We start from the raw sequence: 19,722 nt of genomic DNA on the forward strand, positions 1-19,722 counted from the left end.
AAATGGCGAGAAAAGGCATTCTGGGTACCAAGCTGGGCATGACGCAGGTATTCGACGAGAACAATAGGGTCGTGCCGGTGACTGTGGTCAAGGCCGGACCGAACGTGGTGACCCGCATCCGCACTCCGGAGCAGGACGGGTACAGCGCGGTGCAGCTGGCCTACGGCGAGATCAGTCCCCGCAAGGTCAACAAGCCGGTGACTGGTCAGTACGCAGCCGCGGGAGTCAACCCGCGTCGGCACCTGGCCGAGTTGCGGCTCGAGGACGCGGCGGCGGCGGCCGAGTACGAGGTAGGCCAGGAGCTGACGGCGGAAATCTTCGCTGATGGCGCCTATGTCGACGTGACCGGCACCTCTAAGGGCAAGGGCTTTGCCGGAACGATGAAGCGACACGGTTTCCGCGGTCAGGGCGCCAGCCACGGTGCCCAGGCAGTGCACCGGCGTCCCGGGTCGATCGGCGGATGTGCCACTCCAGCAAGGGTGTTCAAGGGCACGCGGATGGCCGGCCGGATGGGCAACGACCGCGTCACCGTGCAGAACCTGGTGGTGCATAAGGTCGATGCCGAGAACGGCGTGCTGCTGATCAAGGGCGCGGTTCCCGGCCGCACCGGCGGACTCGTGGTGGTCCGCAGTGCGATCAAGCGAGGTGAGAAGTAATGACACTCAAGATTGAGGTCAAGACGCCGGCAGGCAAGGTCGACGGCTCCATCGAGCTGCCGGCCGAGCTGTTCGACGTCCCAGCCAATATCGCGTTGATGCACCAGGTGGTCACCGCTCAGCGGGCGGCCGCCCGGCAGGGCACGCACTCGACGAAGACCCGCGGCGACGTCAGCGGTGGTGGTCGTAAGCCGTACCGGCAGAAGGGAACCGGTCGTGCCCGACAGGGTTCGACACGGGCGCCGCAGTTCACCGGCGGCGGCGTCGTGCACGGTCCGCAGCCGCGCGACTATAGCCAGCGCACGCCCAAGAAGATGATCGCCGCCGCACTGCGCGGCGCACTGTCGGACCGAGCGCGCAACGGACGCATCCACGCGGTCACCGAATTGGTTGCCGGCCAAACCCCCTCCACCAAGAGCGCCAAGGCGTTTCTGGCCACGCTTACCGATCGCAAGCAGGTCCTGGTGGTCGTCGGTCGCAGTGACGAGGCCGGCGTGAAGAGCGTGCGCAACCTGCCGGGTGTGCATATCCTGCCGCCGGACCAGCTCAACACCTACGACGTGTTGCGGGCCGACGACGTGGTGTTCAGCGTGGAGGCGCTCAACGCCTACATCTCGGGCAACACGGCACCCACGGCATCTTCCGAGGAGGTTTCGGCCTGATGACGACCATCGCTGACCCCCGCGACATCATCCTGGCGCCGGTCATCTCGGAGAAGTCTTACGGACTGCTCGACGACAACGTGTACACCTTTGTGGTGCACCCCGATTCGAACAAGACGCAGATCAAGATCGCTGTCGAGAAGATCTTCGCCGTCAAGGTCGCATCGGTGAACACCGCGAATCGGCAGGGCAAGCGCAAGCGCACCCGCACCGGTTACGGCAAGCGCAAGAGCACCAAACGCGCGATCGTGACGCTGGCCCCAGGCAGCAAGCCGATCGACCTGTTCGGAGCACCGGCTTAAAGCCGCGCGCGAGAGAAAGATCTGATTAGACATGGCAATTCGTAAGTACAAGCCGACGACCCCGGGCCGGCGCGGCGCGAGTGTGTCGGACTTCGCCGAGATCACTCGCTCGACCCCGGAAAAGTCGCTGGTGCGCCCCCTGCACAGCAAGGGTGGGCGTAACGCACACGGCCGCATCACCACTCGGCACCAGGGCGGTGGCCACAAGCGCGCCTACCGGGTGATCGACTTCCGTCGCAACGACAAGGACGGCGTCAACGCCAAGGTCGCGCATATCGAGTACGACCCGAACCGCACGGCACGCATTGCCCTGCTTCATTTCCTCGACGGCGAGAAGCGCTACATCATTGCGCCGAACGGCCTTTCGCAGGGTGACATTGTGGAGTCGGGTGCCAACGCCGACATCAAGCCCGGTAACAACCTGCCGCTGCGCAACATTCCGGCCGGCACCTTGGTGCACGCCGTGGAGTTGCGGCCCGGCGGCGGTGCCAAGCTCGCGCGTTCGGCCGGGTCGAGCATTCAGCTGCTCGGCAAGGAAGCCACCTACGCTTCGCTGCGCATGCCCAGCGGTGAGATCCGCCGCGTCGACGTGCGCTGCCGCGCAACCGTCGGCGAGGTCGGCAACGCCGAGCAGGCAAACATCAACTGGGGCAAGGCCGGTCGTATGCGGTGGAAGGGCAAGCGTCCGTCCGTCCGTGGTGTGGTGATGAACCCGGTGGACCACCCGCACGGTGGTGGTGAGGGTAAGACCTCTGGTGGTCGACACCCGGTGAGCCCGTGGGGCAAGCCCGAGGGCCGCACCCGCAACCCGAATAAAGCGAGCAACAAGCTCATTGTCCGACGCCGGCGCACCGGCAAGAAGCACGGCCGGTAGGAGTAGCCAACCATGCCACGCAGCCTGAAGAAGGGTCCGTTCGTCGACGACCATCTGCTCAAGAAGGTCGATGTTCAGAACGAGAAGAACAGCAAGCAGGTCATCAAGACCTGGTCGCGTCGGTCGACCATCATTCCGGACTTCATCGGCCACACCTTCGCGGTGCACGACGGCCGCAAGCACGTGCCGGTGTTCGTCACCGAATCGATGGTGGGTCACAAGCTCGGTGAGTTCGCACCGACGCGCACCTTCAAGGGACACATCAAGGACGACCGGAAGAGTAAGCGGCGATGACTACCACTACCGAATATCCGTCGGCGACCGCCAAGGCGCGGTTCGTCCGGGTGTCGCCACGCAAGGCGCGCCGCGTGATCGACCTGGTACGTGGCCGGTCGGTGACCGACGCGCTCGACATCCTGCGCTGGGCTCCCCAGGCAGCCAGCGAGCCGGTGGCCAAGGTGATCGCCAGCGCCGCGGCAAACGCTCAGAACAACAATGGGCTCGACCCGGCCACTCTGGTGGTGGCCACGGTGTACGCCGACGAGGGTCCGACGGCCAAGCGCATCCGGCCGCGTGCCCAGGGGCGTGCGTTCCGGATCCGTCGCCGCACCAGCCACATCACCGTGATCGTGGAGAGCCGGCCGAGCAAGGACCAGCGTTCGTCGAAGTCCGCACGGACCCGTCGCGCCGAGGGCAGCAAGGCGGCCGCTAAGGCGCCCGCTACCAAGGCGCCTGCCAAGAAGGCCGCCACCACTGCGCCGGCGAAGAAGGCTGCACCCAAGGCCAAGACGTCTGAGGCTGCGCAAGCGAAGGGAGGCTCAGACTAGTGGGCCAGAAGATCAATCCGCACGGCTTCCGGCTGGGCATCACCACTGACTGGAAGTCGCGCTGGTATGCCGACAAGCAGTACGCCGAGTACGTCAAGGAGGACGTCGCGATCCGGCGTCTGCTGTCCACCGGCTTGGAGCGCGCCGGCATCGCCGACGTGGAGATCGAGCGGACCCGCGACCGGGTTCGGGTGGACATCCATACCGCGCGTCCGGGCATCGTCATCGGCCGCCGCGGCACCGAGGCCGACCGCATCCGCGCCGACCTGGAGAAGCTGACCGGCAAGCAGGTCCAGCTCAACATCCTTGAGGTGAAAAACCCTGAGTCGCAAGCGCAATTGGTGGCCCAGGGTGTCGCCGAGCAGCTGAGCAACCGGGTGGCGTTTCGCCGCGCGATGCGCAAGGCCATCCAGTCGGCCATGCGCCAGCCCAACGTCAAGGGCATCCGGGTGCAGTGTTCGGGCCGCCTCGGCGGCGCGGAGATGAGCCGTTCGGAGTTCTACCGTGAAGGCCGGGTTCCGCTGCACACGCTGCGCGCGGACATCGACTACGGCCTGTACGAAGCCAAGACCACCTTCGGCCGGATCGGCGTGAAGGTTTGGATCTACAAGGGCGACATCGTTGGTGGCAAGCGTGAGCTCGCCGCCGCCCCGGCCGGGGCCGACCGTCCGCGTCGCGAACGTCCGTCGGGCACCCGCCCGCGGCGCAGTGGTGCTTCGGGCACCACGGCGACGGGCACCGACGCCGGCCGCGCCGCCGGCGGTGAAGAGAGCGCAGTGCCGGCCGCGGCAGACGCCGCAGCCGCGGCGCCCGCTGAAGCGCAGAGCACGGAGAGCTGAATCATGTTGATTCCCCGCAAGGTCAAACACCGCAAGCAGCACCACCCCCGCCAGCGTGGCATCGCCAGCGGCGGTACCACGGTGAATTTCGGTGACTACGGCATCCAGGCACTTGAGCACGCCTACGTCACCAACCGCCAGATCGAGTCAGCTCGTATCGCCATCAACCGGCACATCAAGCGTGGCGGCAAGGTGTGGATCAACATCTTCCCCGACCGCCCGCTGACCAAGAAGCCCGCCGAGACCCGGATGGGCTCGGGTAAGGGCTCGCCGGAATGGTGGGTCGTCAACGTCAAGCCGGGCCGGGTGCTCTTCGAGTTGAGTTACCCGAACGAGCAGACCGCCCGGGCGGCGCTCACCCGTGCGATCCACAAGTTGCCGATCAAGGCACGCATAGTTACCCGAGAGGAGCAGTTCTGATGGCAGTGGGAGTTTCCCCTGGCGAACTGCGCGAGCTCACCGACGAAGAGTTGCTGGAGCGGGTGCGCGAATCCAAGGAAGAATTGTTCAACCTGCGTTTCCAGATGGCGACGGGTCAGCTCACCAACAACCGGCGGCTGCGCGTCGTGCGTCAGGAGATCGCGCGCGTCTACACGGTGCTGCGCGAACGAGAATTGGGCTTGGCATCCGGGCCGGACGGGTCCGATGTTGCCGACGAGAAGAACGCGTAAGGAATCGTGATGGCAGAGGCTAAGACTGGCGCCAAGGCTGCGCCGAAGAAGGCGGCATCGAAGGCCACGACCTCCAAGGCAGCGGACGCCGCGCCGAAGGAGAAGGGCCCCAAGAACACTCCAGCCACACCTAAGCCGCGCGGTCGTCGCAAGACGCGCATCGGCTATGTGGTGAGCGACAAGATGCAGAAGACCATTGTGGTGGAGCTCGAAGACCGGGTTCGGCACCCGTTGTACGGCAAGATCATTCGCACCACCACTAAGGTCAAGGCGCACGACGAGAACAGTATCGCCGGGATCGGTGACCGCGTCTCGCTGATGGAGACCCGTCCGCTGTCGGCGACCAAACGCTGGCGGCTTGTCGAGATTCTCGAAAAGGCCAAGTAGCTAACCGTTTCGACCGATCAGGTCGGAGCGCAAGTGGTGCAGGAAACTGCGCAGCCTTTCCCGGGTGGCATTCTCGGGGTCACCCAGGCGTAGCTGTAGCAGTTCGCGGCCGGCCGCGTACAGGATCCGTGCGGTGTATTCGGGATCGTGCAGATCCGGATTGATGCGCAGTAGCTCCGCGGTCAGGAATTTGCGTACCAGTTCCTGGGATTGGGCCAGCCGGGTGTGCAGCTCGGGTGGCGCGCCCTGCGGCGGGAACAGGAACAACCGCCACGTCGCGGGATGGGTGTCCACGGCCGCCAGCACACCGTCGAGTGCACGGACCAGGGTCTGATTCTGTTCACTGGGTTCGCCCAAACCGCTGATTGCGGTGAAGAACTGCCCCCCAGCACGCCCGGCCTCCCGGTCGATCAGCGCGACGAACAAGCCCGCCGGGCCGCCGAATTGCTGATAGATCAACGATCGATTGATGCCGGCAGCCGCGGCGATACGGTTCGGTGTCGCGGCGTGGAATCCTTCGGCGTCGACGATGGCGTGGGTGATGTCGAGGATCTGCTTGCGCCTGCCCTCGGCGGTCATCCGCCGCTTCGGCGTGTCCTTCGTGATAGCGGGAGTCACGCTTGACAGCATAACTAACACTTTGTGAGTATTGCTCACAAGTTGTTACTTAGTCCAGGGGTGTCGATGGTCACGTATTTTCCCGAACTCGCTCAGCGGGTCGCTAGCCAGCGCGAGTTGCAGCCAGACCTGTACGGAGACATCGACTTTGACGAACACCCCTACCGCCTCACCGGCCGGCCGGAAGACAAGTCGGCGCTGCCCCACTGGGTCGGCGACCGCGAGTCGATCCTGCAGGACAACCGCATCCGGGAGCTGATGGAAACGGCCACCATGCTCGGCGACGTCGTGGCGGACCCGTATGCGGCACTGATGAACAGCTATAGCGTCACCGACCTGATCGAGATGCTCAAGACGGCCTGCCGACAGGGGATCGACGCCGTACCCGACGCGCCGGACGAGTTGGCGGCGTTCATTGCCGCCATGGAGGCAACCCCAGACTGGATCGACCTCGACCTGGTGGAAGAAGGCGCCCGGACCGCACGCATTTCTGCGGCGCTACTGGCCCACTTCATCACCCGCGGCGCCTTCATCGCGACCTTCACCAACACCTACGCCGCGCTACCGATGGGACTGACGGGCGCGCTCTCGGGGCGCCGCGCCGCGCGGCGGGTCAACGAGACGGCCAGTTTCTTCGCCGTCACCACCCTGCCCGGCGCGTTGGCGCGTTTCGGTCCAGGATTCGAAGCGGCCGCGATGGTCCGGTTGATGCACTCAATGGTCCGCTACAACGCGTTGAAGAAATCGGACAAATGGGACACGGCCATATACGGCGTCCCCGTCCCGCAGGTCGATCAGATGCCGGCCGGAATGATCGGCCAGTACCTGACCTCGCAACAGGTGCTGCGGCAGGGCCGCACCGAGTTCAACGACGAGGAGCGGGCGCTCGTCGAATTCGGGCGCTACCGGTGCTTTCTGCTCGGCCTGCCGGAGGAGTTGCTGCCCACCACGCCGACCGACACCATCCACGTCATGCACGCCCGTGCTGCACTGCTGCGCGACGGCTTCGACTCGGTCTGTCGTGAACTCGTCGACTCCACGATGGGTGCCTATTTGCGGCCGAAGACCACGCTGTTCGACCGGGCCGCGGAGTCGGTCGAGAAGAGCTACAGCAAGGAGACGTTCGTGCGGGCGTTCTGCAACTCTGACCGCGGAGTCGCCGCTGCCATGGGTGTCTCGATCGGGTTGGCGGATCGGGTGCGCATCGCAATCACCGGACCCTTCATCGCCGGCCGCTTCGTGGCCGTGCATCGCGCCGCCCGCATCCCGGCGCTGCGTCAGATCGTCGATTCCTACATCATCAGGCTGCTCAAACTCCGGCTGGCGACTTACGGAAAGCCCCAATTTACCAGCGACTCAGCCCATTACACGCCGATCGCGGGGTGAACCGGGGAGCCGCACACGGCCAAACCGGTCAGGGGTGGCACCCCCCCGATTGGGGGAGTGCGACTAGGACCCCATTCGGTCGGATCGGAGGACACCACCCAACGCGTCGCCAGGGTAGTTTAGGGATTCGCGTATCCGCGGATCCAGCGCGATGAAGGAGATTCAACACTGCCGGGGGAGTCGAATTGCCATTCCAGGAACCAACTTTCGATCGGCTCCCCATGATCCGGGCAGGGCGGGCGTAGCGTCGTGACGGCACCGGTGGGATACGCCCGCGTCGGGGCGTATCAGTGACGGCGTCTGCTCGGGTTTTTCATCGGTCAGGTCACTAGCGTGAGCGCGGGTGTAATCTCGCACGCAATGTTCGATGGGTGCACTACGGGAGTGAGGCGGGCAGGCATGACAGGGTCGACCGAGTTTCAAGGAAAAATCGCGCTCGATATTCGCGATTCCGAACCGGATTGGGGCCCGTACGCGGCGCCGACCGCCCCGGAGAACTCGCCGAATGTCCTCTACGTGGTGTGGGATGACATCGGGATCGCGACCTGGGACTGCTTCGGTGGTTTGGTCGAGATGCCCGCGATGACGCGCATCGCCGAGCGCGGGGTGCGACTGTCGCAGTTCCACACCACGGCGTTGTGCTCGCCTACCCGGGCGTCGCTGCTGACCGGACGCAACGCGACGACTGTCGGCATGGCCACGATCGAAGAATTCACCGACGGTTTCCCCAACTGCAACGGCCGCATTCCGGCCGACACAGCGCTGCTCTCCGAAGTGCTCAGCGAGCGTGGTTACAACACCTACTGCGTAGGAAAGTGGCATCTGACCCCGCTGGAAGAATCCAGCATGGCCTCGACCAAGCGGCACTGGCCGCTCGCGCGTGGTTTCGAACGCTTCTACGGGTTCATGGGCGGCGAGACCGACCAGTGGTACCCGGACCTGGTGTACGACAACCACCCGGTAGATCCGCCCGGCACCCCCGAAGACGGCTACCACCTGTCGAAAGACCTCGCGGACAAGGCAATTGAGTTCATCCGCGACGCCAAGGTGATCGCCCCCGACAAGCCATGGTTCAGCTACGTCTGCCCAGGTGCCGGACACGCGCCGCATCACGTGTTCGCCGAGTGGGCCGACAAGTACGCTGGTGTCTTCGACATGGGTTACGAGAAGTACCGTGAGATCGCGCTGGAAAAGATGAAGGCGATGGGGATCGTGCCCGCCGACACCGAGTTGTCGCCGGTGAACCCCTATATCGACGTCAAGGGCCCGCACGGCGAGCCGTGGCCGTTGCAGGACACGGTGCGGCCATGGGACTCGCTCAACGACGAAGAGAAGAAACTGTTCTCCCGGATGGCCGAGGTCTTTGCCGGCTTCCTGAGCTATACCGACGCCCAGATCGGCCGGATCCTGGACTACTTGGAGGAGTCCGGTCAGCTGGACAACACCATCATCGTGGTGATCTCCGACAACGGCGCCAGCGGCGAAGGCGGCCCTAACGGTTCGGTTAACGAAGGCAAGTTCTTCAACGGCTACATCGACACCGTGGAGGAGAGCATGAAGCTCTTCGACCACCTCGGCGGACCCGAGACCTACAACCACTATCCGATCGGTTGGGCGATGGCGTTCAACACGCCCTACAAGCTGTTCAAGCGCTACGCCTCACACGAGGGAGGGATCGCTGACACCGCAATCATCTCCTGGCCCAGAGGTATTGCCGCCCACGGTGAGGTCCGCGACAATTACATCAACGTCTGCGACATCACTCCGACCGTTTACGACCTGCTGGGGATGGCCCCCCCGGATATCGTCAAAGGCATCCCGCAGAAGCCCTTGGACGGTGTGAGTTTCAAAGCGGCCCTTGCCGATTCGACGGCCGACACCGGCAAGAAGACGCAGTTCTACACAATGCTGGGCACCCGGGGGATCTGGCATGAGGGCTGGTTCGCCAACACGTTGCACGCCGCCTCCCCGGCGGGCTGGTCGCAGTTCGACCGAGACAGCTGGGAGCTGTTCCACATCGAAGCAGACCGCAGCCAGTGCCACGATGTGTCCGCCGAGCACCCGGACAAGCTGGAGGAGCTCAAGGCGCTGTGGTTCACCGAAGCCGAGAAGTACAACGGGCTGCCGCTGGCCGACCTGAATCTGATGGAGACGCTGGGCAGGTACCGGCCCAGCCTGGCTGGCGACCGCAACCGCTACGTCTACTATCCCTATTGCGCCGACGTGGGCCTCGGTGCCGCCGTCGAACTCCGCGGCCGTTCGTTCGCTGTGCTGGCCGACGTCACGGTGGACACCACCGGTGCCGAAGGGGTTTTGTTCAAACAGGGCGGTGCGCATGGCGGGCATGTGCTCTTTCTTCAGGACGGACGCCTGCATTACGTCTACAACTTCCTCGGTGAACGCCAACAGCTAGTCTCCTCCAACGGCCCGATCCCACTGGGCAGGCACCTGTTCGGGGCCCGGTACGAACGCAGCGGAACCGTTGAGAACAGCCATACCCCGATCGGCGACGTGACGTTGTACTTCGACGACCACCCGGTGGGATCACTGGCCGCAGTGGTCAGCCACCCGGGCACGTTCGGGCTCGCCGGTGCCGGCATCACGGTGGGACGCAACGGCGGATCGGCTGTGTCCAGCCGCTACAAGGCACCCTTCAACCTGACCGGTGCCTCGGTCGCCCAGGTCACCGTCGACTTGTCCGGACGGCCGTACGAAGACGTGGAAAAAGATATCGCGCTTGCCTTTTCGCGGGACTGAGCAGCAGCCGTCGTCGTACCCTGATGCCGTGCTGACTCAGCTGATCGAACTGCCCGGCGGATCCTTCCGCATGGGCTCGACCAGCTTCTATCCCGAAGAAGCGCCGATTCACACCGTCACCGTGGCCGCCTTCGCGATCGAGCGGCACCCGGTGACCAACGCACAGTTCGCCGAATTCGTCGCAGCCACAGGCTATGTGACGGTCGCCGAGCAGCCACTGAACCCCGCACTGTATCCGGGGGCCAATCCCGGCGACCTGACGCCGGGGGCGATGGTGTTTCGCCCGACCACAGGTCCGGTCGACCTGCGGGACTGGCGGCAATGGTGGCATTGGGTGCCCGGTGCCTGTTGGCGCAGCCCCTTCGGTCCGGGCAGCGACACTCGGGACAGGGCCGACCATCCCGTCGTGCAGATCGCCTATCCCGACGCCGCGGCCTATGCGCGGTGGGCGGGGCGGCGGTTGCCAACCGAGGTCGAGTGGGAGTACGCCGCGCGGGCCGGGGCGACGGGTGTCTACCCGTGGGGTGAGGTAGACAAGCCCGGCGGCCGGCTGATGGCCAACACGTGGCAGGGCCGGTTCCCGTACCGCAACGACGGTGCGCTGGGCTGGGTCGGTAGCTCGCCGGTCGGGACTTTTCCGCCCAACGCGTTCGGTCTGGTCGACATGATCGGCAATGTATGGGAGTGGACCGCAACGGAATTCAGTGCCCATCACCGATTGGATCAGCCGGCCAAGGCCTGCTGTACACCGACTGGACCCGCCAACCCAGCGGTCAGCCAAGCGCTCAAGGGTGGCTCGCATCTGTGCGCGCCGGAATACTGCCACCGGTACCGGCCGGCGGCACGATCGCCGCAGTCACAGGACACTGCGACCACCCACATCGGATTTCGCTGCGTGGCGGATTCGGCAACAGGGTAACGAAATTCGCGTATCTGTCGCTCGCCCTGATGTCGGCGGTTAGTGTGTGAGATTCGCCGGCTCCCCGCGGCGTTCTGCCCGACCGACCGAAAGGCCGCGACCAGATGAGTTATCAGGCCCCGCCGCCCGCACCACCGCCGACGCAACCGTCAGGGCCGCCGACGCAACCGTCAGGGCCGCCGACGCAACCGTCAGGGCCGCCGACGCAACCGTCGGGTCCGCCGGGGCCGCAGCCCAAGTCGCGCGGCAGACGCATCGCAATCGACCTGGCCGTGGTGTTGGCCGTCGTAGTGGTCTATGTGCTCTCGCTGTTCGGTGTCCATCTCCTGGCTACGTCGGCGGTGGGCATGGAAGAGCCGAACCTGGACACCAGCGACAACACGGTGGTCCAGGTGAAGCTGGAGGAGTTGGACACGGTCAACAACCGGCTGAAGGTCAGTGTGCTGGTCAAGCCGCAGAAATCGCTGATCAACCCGAAGTACTATGTGCTGGCTCAAGACGTCACCGTGCGCATGTTCCCGGAGAACGACCTCGGGGACCTGGTGTACCCGGTCGGCAAGTCTCCGGCACAGCAGACCACTTACATCGACGCTGAGGGCGACCCCGCCAATTGGCCTTTCGACACCTACCGGAGCCCGAAGATCTCCGCCGAGGTCTTCGCGGGGACCGGCGACAACCGCACCGTGGAAGACGCCCGCGTCGAAATCACCGGTTCGGTAGGAGGATGGGACGTCAGCCTCCGTCGGGTGCAGTCCCCGGGCGATGAGGATCCCCGCCCCGACGACGTGATCATCACGCTGCAAAGGTCCAAGAGCACGCTGATATTCGATATCGGCATCATCTTGGTCCTTATCTCGCTGCCGGCGTTGGCCCTGTGGGTGTCCATCCCGATGGCGCTGGGAAAGAAGAAGTTCCTGCCGCCGTTCGTCTCCTGGTTCGCTGCCATGCTCTTCGCGGTGGTCCCGTTGCGGACTATCTTCCCCGGCAAACCCCCGGAGGGTTCCTGGATCGACCAGGCCATCACGTTGTGGGTGCTGCTTGCGCTCATCGTGGCGATGACCCTCTACATCTTGGCCTACCGAAAACAGTCGGACTGACCCGCTCAATCCGTCTGGATCGAGCCACTTGCCGCGCTTATCGCGTCGACCGCTTCGGAGACCCTGGCCTGGAACGCGGGCGAAAGCGGGATGTAGCCGGACTTGTTCAGGTCGAGCTGACCCGGCCCAATTGCGGCCTGCAGGAACGCCTTGACGGCCTGGGCGACCTCGGCTGTGGGATACCGCGAGCACACGATCTCGTAGGTGGCCAGGACAATCGGGTAGACGTCGGGGTGGGCTGGGTTGTAGAACGACGAGATGTCGAGGACAAGGTCGTTGCCGCTTCCCACGATCCTTGCGGCGCTGATCGTCTTGCCGACTGTGTCGGTGCCGATCCGTACCGGTCGCAGCGACCTGCGGCTCGCCGGCGTCTTGATCTCGGCGGCGTAGAGGCCCTGCTCGAGGGCGAAGGACAATTCGTTGTAGCTGATCGAGCCTTCGGTGGATCTGACCAGCTCCGAAGTACCTTTGTTGCCGGTGGCGCCGACGCCGATGTTGCCGTTGAATTTCTTGCCGGTGCCTTCACGCCAGGCTCCGCCGGACGCCGCCTGCAGATAGGACTGGAAGTTCTCGGTGGTGCCGGAGGCGTCGTTGCGGTAGACGACGCGGATCTCCTCGGCGGGCATTGACGCGTTGAGTGCGGTGAGAGCCGGGTCGTCCCATCTTGTGATGGTGCCGTTGAAGATCTTGGCCAGCGTGGGCCCGTCCAGCACCAAGGTGTCCACGTTGGCCAGGTTGTAGGTGATGGCGAGCGGGCCGAAAACCACCGGCAGGTTCCACGCGTCGGCGCCGCCGCATCGCACTTTGGCCGCGGCCTGCTGCTCTACCGATAGCGGCGAGTCGGAGCCAGCGAAATCTGTTTTGCTAGAGAGGAATTCGCTGATTCCCGCACCTGATCCGTTGGCGTTGTAGTTTAGCGTCTGGTCGGGGCAGGCTTTGTGGTACGCGCTGACGAAGTGGGTCATGGCATGGGCTTGTGCGGTCGAGCCGCTGGCGGCCAGAGTCTGCTTTCCGCCGCAGTCCACCTTCGCGCCACTGATGTAGGGCAGGGTGGCCCCAGTGTTGTCGCACGCCGACAACATCAGTGCCCCCGCGGTGAGCAACGCCGCGGCCCGGGTTCGGATCATATTGCGATATATGACTGTCGAACCGGCCCGCAAGCGAACATCAGGTGAACCGCCCCGCCGGACGGGATGAATGTCTGGTGCTTGTGTCTCGCCGGAGCCAGTGCACGTGCCTGGCTGCGGCTGTTGGGCCATCTGTCGGATGACCGCGAGATGTATTGCGGGTAAACCGAAATCAGTAGCGGCGCGAAGTGCTCACGAGGCCGCTAGCATCTGAGCCCGTGTGGTGCCGACAAGCTGCATCGGGCATGCGAGTGCCGAACGGAGATGTTCGGTGACCACTCAAGCGCCCCCTGATCCGTCGGCGCAAAGGGCCCAGAAATCGGAGAAGTCGGCGAAGCTTCTCGAGGCGGCGAGCAAGTCGAGCAAGAAGATCGCAAAGCAGCTGGCCGCGAAGAAGGCGCACCAGCGGCGCGTTGTGATCGGCGTCAGCATCGTGACGGTTATGGTGATCGTCTACGCCCTGTCCCTGGTCGGTGTGCACTACCTGCAGAGATCAGATGGTCCGCTGCCGCCGCTGGATCTAAGCCAGGGCGGCAGCGACGCCACGATCGTTCAGCTGCGGTTGGAGGAGCTCAAACCGGTCGTCAACCGGTTGACCGTGAATGTGCTTGTCTATCCAGGCATTTCGTTGTATGACAATCGCTACGACGTGCTCGCTACCGATGTCGCGGTGCGTCTGTACCCAACGAGCGATCTGGGCGACCTGCGCTACCCGAAAGGAAAGGCACCGGCCCAGCTCACCACCACTGTCGAGGCGCACGGCGATCCGGGCAACTGGCCGTTCGATTCCTACCGCACCGAGCCGATCGCCGCAGACGCGTTCGTCGGCTCCGGCGACAACGTCAAGAAGGTGCCGGCCCGGGTCGAAGTGACCGGTGCGCTGGACGGTTGGGAAGTAAGCGTCAACCGCCGGCACGACACCGCCATGCTGCCGACGTCGCGCGGGATGGACAACGGCGACGTCGTCATCACGTTCAAACGGGCGAAGGGTCCCCTGATCTTCGACCTTGGCATCTGTTTGGTGCTGATCGCATTGCCCACGTTGGCGCTGCTGGTGGCGGTTCCGATGGCCTTGGGGAAAAGGAAGTTCCTGCCGCCGTTCGCGACGTGGTACGCCGCCAACCTGTTCGCGATCGTCCCGCTGCGCAATATTCTTCCGGGCGCTCCGCCGCCCGGTTCCTGGATCGACCAGGCCATCGTGCAGTGGGTGTTGATCGCCCTGGTGACGGCAATGAGCTTGTATATCTTCGCCTGGGTGCGCCAAGGAGACTGACCAGATGCCCACGAGCTGTAGGGTCATCTGACCGGCACTTGAGCAGCAATTTGGTGCTGAGCAGGCTTTCCCCTAGACTCTAGGGGTTGCCTTGGGCAGACCTCGGCTGGCGTTGCGCAAGCGAAGCCGGCCCCGCGTGCTCTTAGGCGATAAAGACCGCGCACGGCAGGTGCTCACTCGAGCTGGTTTTCGCTTGCCGTGCACACGCGAAACCAGGTCAGGAGATCGAGTGATTCAGCAGGAATCGCGGCTGAAGGTCGCCGACAACACGGGCGCCAAGGAGATCTTGTGCATCCGGGTGCTCGGCGGCTCGTCGCGACGCTACGCCGGCATCGGTGACGTGATCGTCGCGACCGTCAAAGACGCCATCCCCGGCGGCAACGTAAAGCGCGGGGATGTCGTCAAGGCCGTCGTGGTCCGCACGGTCAAGGAGCGTCGCCGTCCCGACGGCAGTTACATCAAGTTCGACGAGAACGCCGCGGTGATTATCAAGCCCGACAACGATCCGCGCGGCACCCGCATCTTCGGCCCGGTCGGTCGCGAGCTGCGCGAGAAGCGGTTCATGAAGATCATCTCGCTCGCCCCGGAGGTGTTGTAGGTGAAGGTCCACAAAGGCGACACCGTGTTGGTGATCGCGGGCAAAGACAAAGGCGCCAAGGGCAAGGTCATCCAGGCCTACCCGGATCGCAACCGGGTGCTGGTCGAGGGTGTCAACCGGATCAAGAAACACACGGCGATCTCCACCAACCAGCGTGGTGCGCGCTCCGGCGGCATCGTCACCCAGGAAGCGCCCATCCACGTCTCCAACGTGATGGTGGTCGACTCCGACGGCAAACCCACCCGCGTGGGCTACCGGGTGGACGACGAGACCGGCAAGCGGGTCCGCGTCTCTAAGCGCAACGGCAAGGACATCTGATGACCACTGCAGAGAAGACTCAGCCGCGCCTGAAAGAGCGCTACCGCAACGAGATTCGCGATGCGCTGCACAAGCAGTTCGGATATGGCAACGTCATGCAGATCCCGACGGTCACCAAGGTTGTGGTCAACATGGGCGTGGGCGATGCCGCCCGCGACGCGAAGCTGATCAACGGCGCGGTCAACGACCTCGGTCTGATCACCGGGCAGCGGCCCGAGATCCGTAAGGCGCGCAAGTCCATTGCGCAGTTCAAGTTGCGCGAGGGCATGCCGATCGGCGCGCGTGTGACACTTCGCGGCGACCGGATGTGGGAGTTCCTCGACCGGCTCACGTCGATCGCGCTGCCCCGCATCCGTGACTTCCGCGGCTTGTCGCCCAAGCAGTTCGACGGTGTCGGCAACTACACCTTCGGTTTGGCCGAGCAGTCGGTGTTCCACGAGATCGACGTGGACAAAATCGACCGGGTCCGCGGCATGGACATCAGCGTCGTCACCTCGGCGACGAACGACGAAGAAGGACGAGCGCTGTTGCGGGCCCTCGGCTTTCCCTTCAAGGAGAACTGAGCAGATGGCGAAGAAGGCACTGGTCAACAAGGCCGCACGCAAGCCGAAGTTCGCGGTGCGCGGCTACACACGCTGCAGCAAGTGCGGCCGGCCGCGCGCGGTGTTCCGCAAGTTCGGGTTGTGCCGGATCTGTTTGCGCGAGATGGCGCACGCGGGTGAACTGCCCGGCGTGCAGAAGAGCAGCTGGTGAGGAGTAGCGCTCAATGACTATGACGGATCCGATCGCAGACTTCTTGACCCGTCTGCGCAACGCCAACTCGGCGTACCACGACGAAGTGAGCCTGCCGCACTCCAAGATCAAGGCCAACATCGCCGAGATCCTCAAGAAGGAGGGCTACATCACCGACTTCCGGACCGAGGACGCCCGGGTCGGCAAGTCGCTCGTCGTGCAGCTCAAGTACGGGCCGAGCCGGGAACGCAGCATCGCGGGCCTAAAGCGTGTCTCCAAGCCCGGTCTGCGCGTATACGCGAAGTCCACCAACCTGCCGCGGGTCCTCGGTGGCCTCGGGGTGGCGATCATTTCGACGTCGTCGGGTCTGCTCACCGACCGTCAGGCAGCCAGGCAGGGCGTGGGCGGCGAAGTCCTCGCGTACGTCTGGTAAGGGGGTAGGCAAACATGTCGCGTATTGGTAAGCAGCCGGTTCCGGTCCCCAGCGGAGTCGATGTCACGATCGAGGGCCAAAACGTCTCGGTCAAGGGGCCCAAAGGCACCCTGGAGTTGACGGTCGCCGAACCGATCACGGTGTCGCGCAACGATTCCGGTGCCATCGTGGTTTCCCGGCCGGACGACGAGCGGCACAACCGCTCGCTGCACGGGCTGTCCCGCACCCTGGTGGCCAACTTGGTCACCGGCGTGACCGAGGGGTACACCACCAAGATGGAGATCCACGGCGTCGGTTACCGTGTGCAGCTCAAAGGCACCAACCTGGAGTTCGCGCTGGGATACAGCCACCCCGTAGTGATCGAGGCTCCGGACGGCATCACTTTCGCGGTACAGGCTCCCACCAAGTTCACTATCTCTGGGATCGACAAGCAGAAGGTCGGCCAAATCTCGGCGAATATCCGTCGTCTGCGCCGTCCCGACCCGTACAAGGGCAAGGGCGTGCGCTACGAGGGCGAGCAGATCCGCCGCAAGGTCGGAAAGACAGGTAAGTAGTCATGGCGCAATCACAGGCTGCATCCGATGCGCGTAAGCCAGTGGGGCAGAACGCATCCGCGACTCGGCGGGTATCCCGGCTGCGCAGGCACGCACGGCTGCGCAAGAAGATCTCCGGTACCGCGGAGCGTCCCCGTCTGGTGGTGAACAGGTCGTCGCGGCACATTCACGTGCAACTGGTGAACGACCTCAACGGCACCACGGTGGCCGCCGCTTCGTCGATTGAAGCCGACGTCCGCGGCCTGGAGGGAGACAAGAAAGCCCGTAGCGTGCGGGTCGGCCAGTTGATCGCGGAGCGGGCCAAGGCCGCCGGCGTCGACTCCGTGGTCTTCGACCGCGGCGGCTACACCTACGGTGGACGTATCGCGGCTCTGGCCGATGCCGCGCGCGAGAACGGATTGAGTTTCTGATGAACGGAAGGACCGCATAATGGCGGAACAGTCCGCTGGGGGCCAGGGCCCCGACAGCCGCGACTCGCGCGACGGCCGGGACGGCCGGGGGCGCCGGGACGGCGGCGGCCGCGGTGGTCGCGACCGTGACCGCGACGGCGATAAGAGCAACTACCTGGAGCGGGTCGTCGCGATCAACCGTGTCTCCAAGGTGGTCAAGGGTGGACGGCGATTCAGCTTCACCGCCCTGGTCATCGTGGGCGACGGCAACGGCATGGTCGGGGTCGGATATGGCAAGGCCAAGGAAGTTCCGGCCGCCATCGCCAAGGGCGTCGAGGAGGCTCGCAAGGGCTTCTTCCGGGTCCCGCTGATCCGCGGCACCATCACGCACCCGGTGCAGGGTGAAGCCGCTGCCGGTGTGGTGCTGCTGCGACCGGCCAGCCCGGGTACCGGTGTGATCGCCGGTGGTGCGGCGCGTGCGGTACTGGAATGCGCTGGCGTGCACGACATCCTGGCCAAGTCGCTGGGTAGTGACAACGCGATCAATGTGGTGCACGCTACCGTCGCGGCACTGAAGATGTTGCAGCGTCCCGAAGAGGTGGCCGCCCGGCGCGGTCTGCCGATCGAGGATGTTGCCCCGGCCGGCATGCTCAAGGCACGCCGCGAAAGCGACGCGGTAGCCGCCGCTGCGGCCCGGGAGGCTAGCCAATCATGAGTCAACTGAAGATCACCCAGGTGCGCAGCACCATTGGGACACGCTGGAAGCAGCGCGAAAGCCTACGTACGTTGGGCCTGCGCAAGATTCGTCACTCGGTGATCCGCGACGACAACGCGCAGACCCGCGGGCTGATCGCGGTTGTGCAGCACCTCGTTGAGGTGGAGGAGGCCAAGTGACCATCAAGCTCCATGACCTGAAGCCCGCGCCGGGGTCGAAGACCGCGCGCACGCGCGTCGGTCGCGGTGAAGGTTCCAAGGGCAAGACCGCGGGCCGCGGTACCAAGGGTACGAAGGCTCGCAAGAACGTGCCGGCAACCTTCGAGGGTGGGCAGATGCCCATTCACATGCGGCTGCCCAAGCTGAAGGGTTTCCGCAACCGCTTCCGTACCGAGTACCAGGTCGTCAATATCGGTGACATCGACCGGTTGTTTCCCGAGGGTGGGACCATCGGGGTCGACGAGTTGGTGGCTAAGGGTGCCGTTCGTAAGAACTCTTTGGTCAAGGTGCTCGGTGACGGGAAGCTGACCGTCAAGGTGGACCTGACCGCGCACAAGTTCAGCGGCAGCGCACGCGAGAAGATCACCGCGGCGGGCGGCTCGGCCACCGAGCTATAGCACTCGCGACGTTCAGCCCAGTCGCGAGATCACTTCCACGGCAAGGCGTTCCATCTGCTCACGGTCCTGCGCGACATCAGCGCCGACAGGATTGAGCAGCAGCATTTGCGCCCCCGCGTAGATCACCTCGGATAGACGGCGGGCGACCTGCGCCGCGGTCCCGGCCACGGCGACCTCGTCCAGCGCGGGCCGGTCGCCGTAGATGCGTCGCAACCCGGTCAGCGCAAGTTCCTGTGCCCGTTCGGTGTCGTCATCGATGACCACGTACACCCGCTTGGCGATGGTGAAGCCAGTCGGGTCTTTGTGCTGCTCGTCGAGCTCGCGACGAATACCGCGGACCGCGTCGGCGAAGGCTTCGGTGGTCGAGGAACCCGCCCCGATAAACGCATCTCCGAGCCGCACCGCCCTGGCCAGTGCCGCGGGTGCGTGACCACCGAACCAGATCGGCGGATGCGGGCGCTGCACGGGCTTGGGCTGGATCGGCAGGTTGTCGAGCTCGCGGAACCGTCCATGGAAGGTGACCCTGGGGTGCTCGGACCAGGCGGCCCGCATCAATTCCAGGCCCTCGGTGAAATAGCGTACATGCGTTGACTTTTCGACGCCGAACGCGCTGAACTTGCGGGATCCGCCGCCCGCCGCCACGCCGAGGTCAAGGCGCCCGTTGCTGAGCCGGTCGACGGCGGTCACGGCCGCGGCGAGCTGGAGCGGATCGTGGAGCGAGGTCACCATCACCGCTACCCCCAGGCGCAGTCGTTGGGTGCAGGCGGCCGCATACGCCAGCAATTCCAGTGGCGCCAACAGCGTTGAATCCCCGACGGCCTGCTCGAGGGTCCACCCGCCCTCGAACCCGAGTTCCTCGGCCCGAACCAGATAATCCCGCAACTGCGTGGTGTCAAAGTCGTCGGTGCCCAACTGGGGGATCGCGATGGAAAACCTCACGGCTGTCACCGTACCGGTGCCAACCAGGTGAGC

Annotated in this window: 28 protein-coding genes; 25 read left to right on the plus strand and 3 right to left on the minus strand. The window is 64.8% G+C overall.

Translation table 11 applies throughout. The features are described from left to right. The first annotated feature begins 2 nt into the window (after window positions 1-2). The 10 genes from rplC to rpsQ are packed head-to-tail and all read left to right on the plus strand — an operon-like array spanning window position 3 to window position 5,218. The gene (gene rplC / locus H0P51_RS05120; RefSeq protein WP_180916932.1) at window positions 3-656 is read left to right on the plus strand and encodes a 50S ribosomal protein L3; all 654 of its coding nucleotides are present in this window, start codon (window positions 3-5) and stop codon (window positions 654-656) included. Next, window positions 656-1,318 (plus strand): 50S ribosomal protein L4, encoded by a 663-nt coding sequence (rplD, locus tag H0P51_RS05125; protein ID WP_180916933.1) that lies wholly within the window; start codon window positions 656-658, stop codon window positions 1,316-1,318. The genes rplC and rplD overlap by 1 nt, the downstream gene beginning before the upstream one ends. Further along, the gene (gene rplW / locus H0P51_RS05130; RefSeq protein WP_180916934.1) at window positions 1,318-1,620 is read left to right on the plus strand and encodes a 50S ribosomal protein L23; all 303 of its coding nucleotides are present in this window, start codon (window positions 1,318-1,320) and stop codon (window positions 1,618-1,620) included. The genes rplD and rplW overlap by 1 nt, the downstream gene beginning before the upstream one ends. A gap of 31 nt (window positions 1,621-1,651) precedes the next feature. Then, window positions 1,652-2,494, plus strand: coding sequence for a 50S ribosomal protein L2 (gene rplB / locus H0P51_RS05135; protein ID WP_180916935.1), 843 nt, complete (start codon window positions 1,652-1,654; stop codon window positions 2,492-2,494). 12 nt (window positions 2,495-2,506) lie between these two features. Further along, window positions 2,507-2,788 carry a 30S ribosomal protein S19 gene (gene rpsS, locus H0P51_RS05140; RefSeq protein WP_085258074.1) on the plus strand — a complete coding sequence of 94 codons (282 nt, stop codon included), beginning with the start codon at window positions 2,507-2,509 and terminating at the stop codon, window positions 2,786-2,788. Next, window positions 2,785-3,321: a 50S ribosomal protein L22 gene (gene rplV / locus H0P51_RS05145; RefSeq protein ID WP_180916936.1), complete on the plus strand. Its 537-nt coding sequence runs from the start codon at window positions 2,785-2,787 to the stop codon at window positions 3,319-3,321. The genes rpsS and rplV overlap by 4 nt, the downstream gene beginning before the upstream one ends. Continuing rightward, window positions 3,321-4,160 (plus strand): 30S ribosomal protein S3, encoded by an 840-nt coding sequence (gene rpsC / locus H0P51_RS05150; RefSeq protein WP_180916937.1) that lies wholly within the window; start codon window positions 3,321-3,323, stop codon window positions 4,158-4,160. Before rplV ends, rpsC begins: the two co-directional genes overlap by 1 nt. A gap of 3 nt (window positions 4,161-4,163) precedes the next feature. Continuing rightward, on the plus strand, window positions 4,164-4,580 hold the full coding sequence (rplP, locus tag H0P51_RS05155; RefSeq protein WP_047313519.1) for a 50S ribosomal protein L16: 417 nt from the start codon (window positions 4,164-4,166) through the stop codon (window positions 4,578-4,580). Then, window positions 4,580-4,831: a 50S ribosomal protein L29 gene (gene rpmC, locus H0P51_RS05160; RefSeq protein WP_180916938.1), complete on the plus strand. Its 252-nt coding sequence runs from the start codon at window positions 4,580-4,582 to the stop codon at window positions 4,829-4,831. The genes rplP and rpmC overlap by 1 nt, the downstream gene beginning before the upstream one ends. Before the next feature lie 6 nt (window positions 4,832-4,837). Continuing rightward, on the plus strand, window positions 4,838-5,218 hold the full coding sequence (rpsQ, locus tag H0P51_RS05165; RefSeq protein ID WP_180916939.1) for a 30S ribosomal protein S17: 381 nt from the start codon (window positions 4,838-4,840) through the stop codon (window positions 5,216-5,218). Here the strand turns inward: rpsQ and H0P51_RS05170 are convergent, their stop codons facing one another. Continuing rightward, a complete protein-coding gene (locus tag H0P51_RS05170; protein ID WP_180918754.1) occupies window positions 5,219-5,797 on the minus strand; it encodes a TetR/AcrR family transcriptional regulator in 579 nt (192 codons plus the stop codon). A gap of 105 nt (window positions 5,798-5,902) precedes the next feature. Here H0P51_RS05170 and H0P51_RS05175 point away from each other — a divergent pair, with 105 nt between their 5' ends. From H0P51_RS05175 to H0P51_RS05190, 4 genes are all read left to right on the plus strand, one after another. After that, on the plus strand, window positions 5,903-7,222 hold the full coding sequence (locus tag H0P51_RS05175) for an oxygenase MpaB family protein (RefSeq protein ID WP_180916940.1): 1,320 nt from the start codon (window positions 5,903-5,905) through the stop codon (window positions 7,220-7,222). Between the two features lie 399 nt (window positions 7,223-7,621). Then, window positions 7,622-9,979, plus strand: a complete 2,358-nt coding sequence (locus tag H0P51_RS05180) for an arylsulfatase (protein ID WP_180916941.1) — start codon at window positions 7,622-7,624, stop codon at window positions 9,977-9,979. A 28-nt stretch (window positions 9,980-10,007) separates the two neighbouring features. Then, window positions 10,008-10,898: a formylglycine-generating enzyme family protein gene (locus H0P51_RS05185; protein WP_180916942.1), complete on the plus strand. Its 891-nt coding sequence runs from the start codon at window positions 10,008-10,010 to the stop codon at window positions 10,896-10,898. Window positions 10,899-11,002: 104 nt separating this feature from the next. Next, a complete protein-coding gene (locus H0P51_RS05190) occupies window positions 11,003-11,995 on the plus strand; it encodes a DUF4436 domain-containing protein (protein ID WP_180916943.1) in 993 nt (330 codons plus the stop codon). A gap of 5 nt (window positions 11,996-12,000) precedes the next feature. Here the strand turns inward: H0P51_RS05190 and pstS are convergent, their stop codons facing one another. Next, window positions 12,001-13,122 (minus strand): phosphate ABC transporter substrate-binding protein PstS, encoded by a 1,122-nt coding sequence (gene pstS, locus H0P51_RS05195; protein WP_180916944.1) that lies wholly within the window; start codon window positions 13,120-13,122, stop codon window positions 12,001-12,003. A gap of 442 nt (window positions 13,123-13,564) precedes the next feature. Here pstS and H0P51_RS05200 point away from each other — a divergent pair, with 442 nt between their 5' ends. The 11 genes from H0P51_RS05200 (at window position 13,565) to rplO (ending at window position 18,750) form a co-directional block, all read left to right on the plus strand. Then, window positions 13,565-14,395, plus strand: coding sequence for a DUF4436 domain-containing protein (locus H0P51_RS05200; RefSeq protein WP_180918755.1), 831 nt, complete (start codon window positions 13,565-13,567; stop codon window positions 14,393-14,395). A gap of 229 nt (window positions 14,396-14,624) precedes the next feature. After that, window positions 14,625-14,993 carry a 50S ribosomal protein L14 gene (rplN, locus tag H0P51_RS05205; RefSeq protein ID WP_003403649.1) on the plus strand — a complete coding sequence of 123 codons (369 nt, stop codon included), beginning with the start codon at window positions 14,625-14,627 and terminating at the stop codon, window positions 14,991-14,993. Then, entirely contained in the window at window positions 14,994-15,311 is a 318-nt protein-coding gene (rplX, locus tag H0P51_RS05210; protein ID WP_180916945.1) for a 50S ribosomal protein L24, read from the plus strand. Beyond that, window positions 15,311-15,874, plus strand: coding sequence for a 50S ribosomal protein L5 (gene rplE / locus H0P51_RS05215; protein ID WP_180916946.1), 564 nt, complete (start codon window positions 15,311-15,313; stop codon window positions 15,872-15,874). The genes rplX and rplE overlap by 1 nt, the downstream gene beginning before the upstream one ends. 4 nt (window positions 15,875-15,878) lie before the next feature. Then, on the plus strand, window positions 15,879-16,064 hold the full coding sequence (locus tag H0P51_RS05220) for a type Z 30S ribosomal protein S14 (RefSeq protein ID WP_011739072.1): 186 nt from the start codon (window positions 15,879-15,881) through the stop codon (window positions 16,062-16,064). 13 nt (window positions 16,065-16,077) lie between these two features. Continuing rightward, window positions 16,078-16,476 carry a 30S ribosomal protein S8 gene (gene rpsH, locus H0P51_RS05225; protein ID WP_180916947.1) on the plus strand — a complete coding sequence of 133 codons (399 nt, stop codon included), beginning with the start codon at window positions 16,078-16,080 and terminating at the stop codon, window positions 16,474-16,476. Between the two features lie 14 nt (window positions 16,477-16,490). Then, window positions 16,491-17,030: a 50S ribosomal protein L6 gene (rplF, locus tag H0P51_RS05230; RefSeq protein ID WP_180916948.1), complete on the plus strand. Its 540-nt coding sequence runs from the start codon at window positions 16,491-16,493 to the stop codon at window positions 17,028-17,030. 41 nt (window positions 17,031-17,071) lie between these two features. After that, window positions 17,072-17,440 carry a 50S ribosomal protein L18 gene (gene rplR, locus H0P51_RS05235; protein WP_180918756.1) on the plus strand — a complete coding sequence of 123 codons (369 nt, stop codon included), beginning with the start codon at window positions 17,072-17,074 and terminating at the stop codon, window positions 17,438-17,440. 19 nt (window positions 17,441-17,459) lie between these two features. Further along, the gene (gene rpsE / locus H0P51_RS05240) at window positions 17,460-18,134 is read left to right on the plus strand and encodes a 30S ribosomal protein S5 (RefSeq protein WP_180916949.1); all 675 of its coding nucleotides are present in this window, start codon (window positions 17,460-17,462) and stop codon (window positions 18,132-18,134) included. Beyond that, window positions 18,131-18,313 (plus strand): 50S ribosomal protein L30, encoded by a 183-nt coding sequence (gene rpmD, locus H0P51_RS05245; protein WP_180916950.1) that lies wholly within the window; start codon window positions 18,131-18,133, stop codon window positions 18,311-18,313. The genes rpsE and rpmD overlap by 4 nt, the downstream gene beginning before the upstream one ends. Beyond that, a complete protein-coding gene (gene rplO / locus H0P51_RS05250; RefSeq protein ID WP_180916951.1) occupies window positions 18,310-18,750 on the plus strand; it encodes a 50S ribosomal protein L15 in 441 nt (146 codons plus the stop codon). Before rpmD ends, rplO begins: the two co-directional genes overlap by 4 nt. Before the next feature lie 12 nt (window positions 18,751-18,762). Here the strand turns inward: rplO and H0P51_RS05255 are convergent, their stop codons facing one another. Further along, the gene (locus H0P51_RS05255; protein WP_180916952.1) at window positions 18,763-19,689 is read right to left on the minus strand and encodes an LLM class flavin-dependent oxidoreductase; all 927 of its coding nucleotides are present in this window, start codon (window positions 19,687-19,689) and stop codon (window positions 18,763-18,765) included. Window positions 19,690-19,722: the final 33 nt, after the last annotated feature.

The organism is Mycobacterium vicinigordonae, from assembly GCF_013466425.1.
GTDB classification, from domain to species: domain Bacteria; phylum Actinomycetota; class Actinomycetes; order Mycobacteriales; family Mycobacteriaceae; genus Mycobacterium; species Mycobacterium vicinigordonae.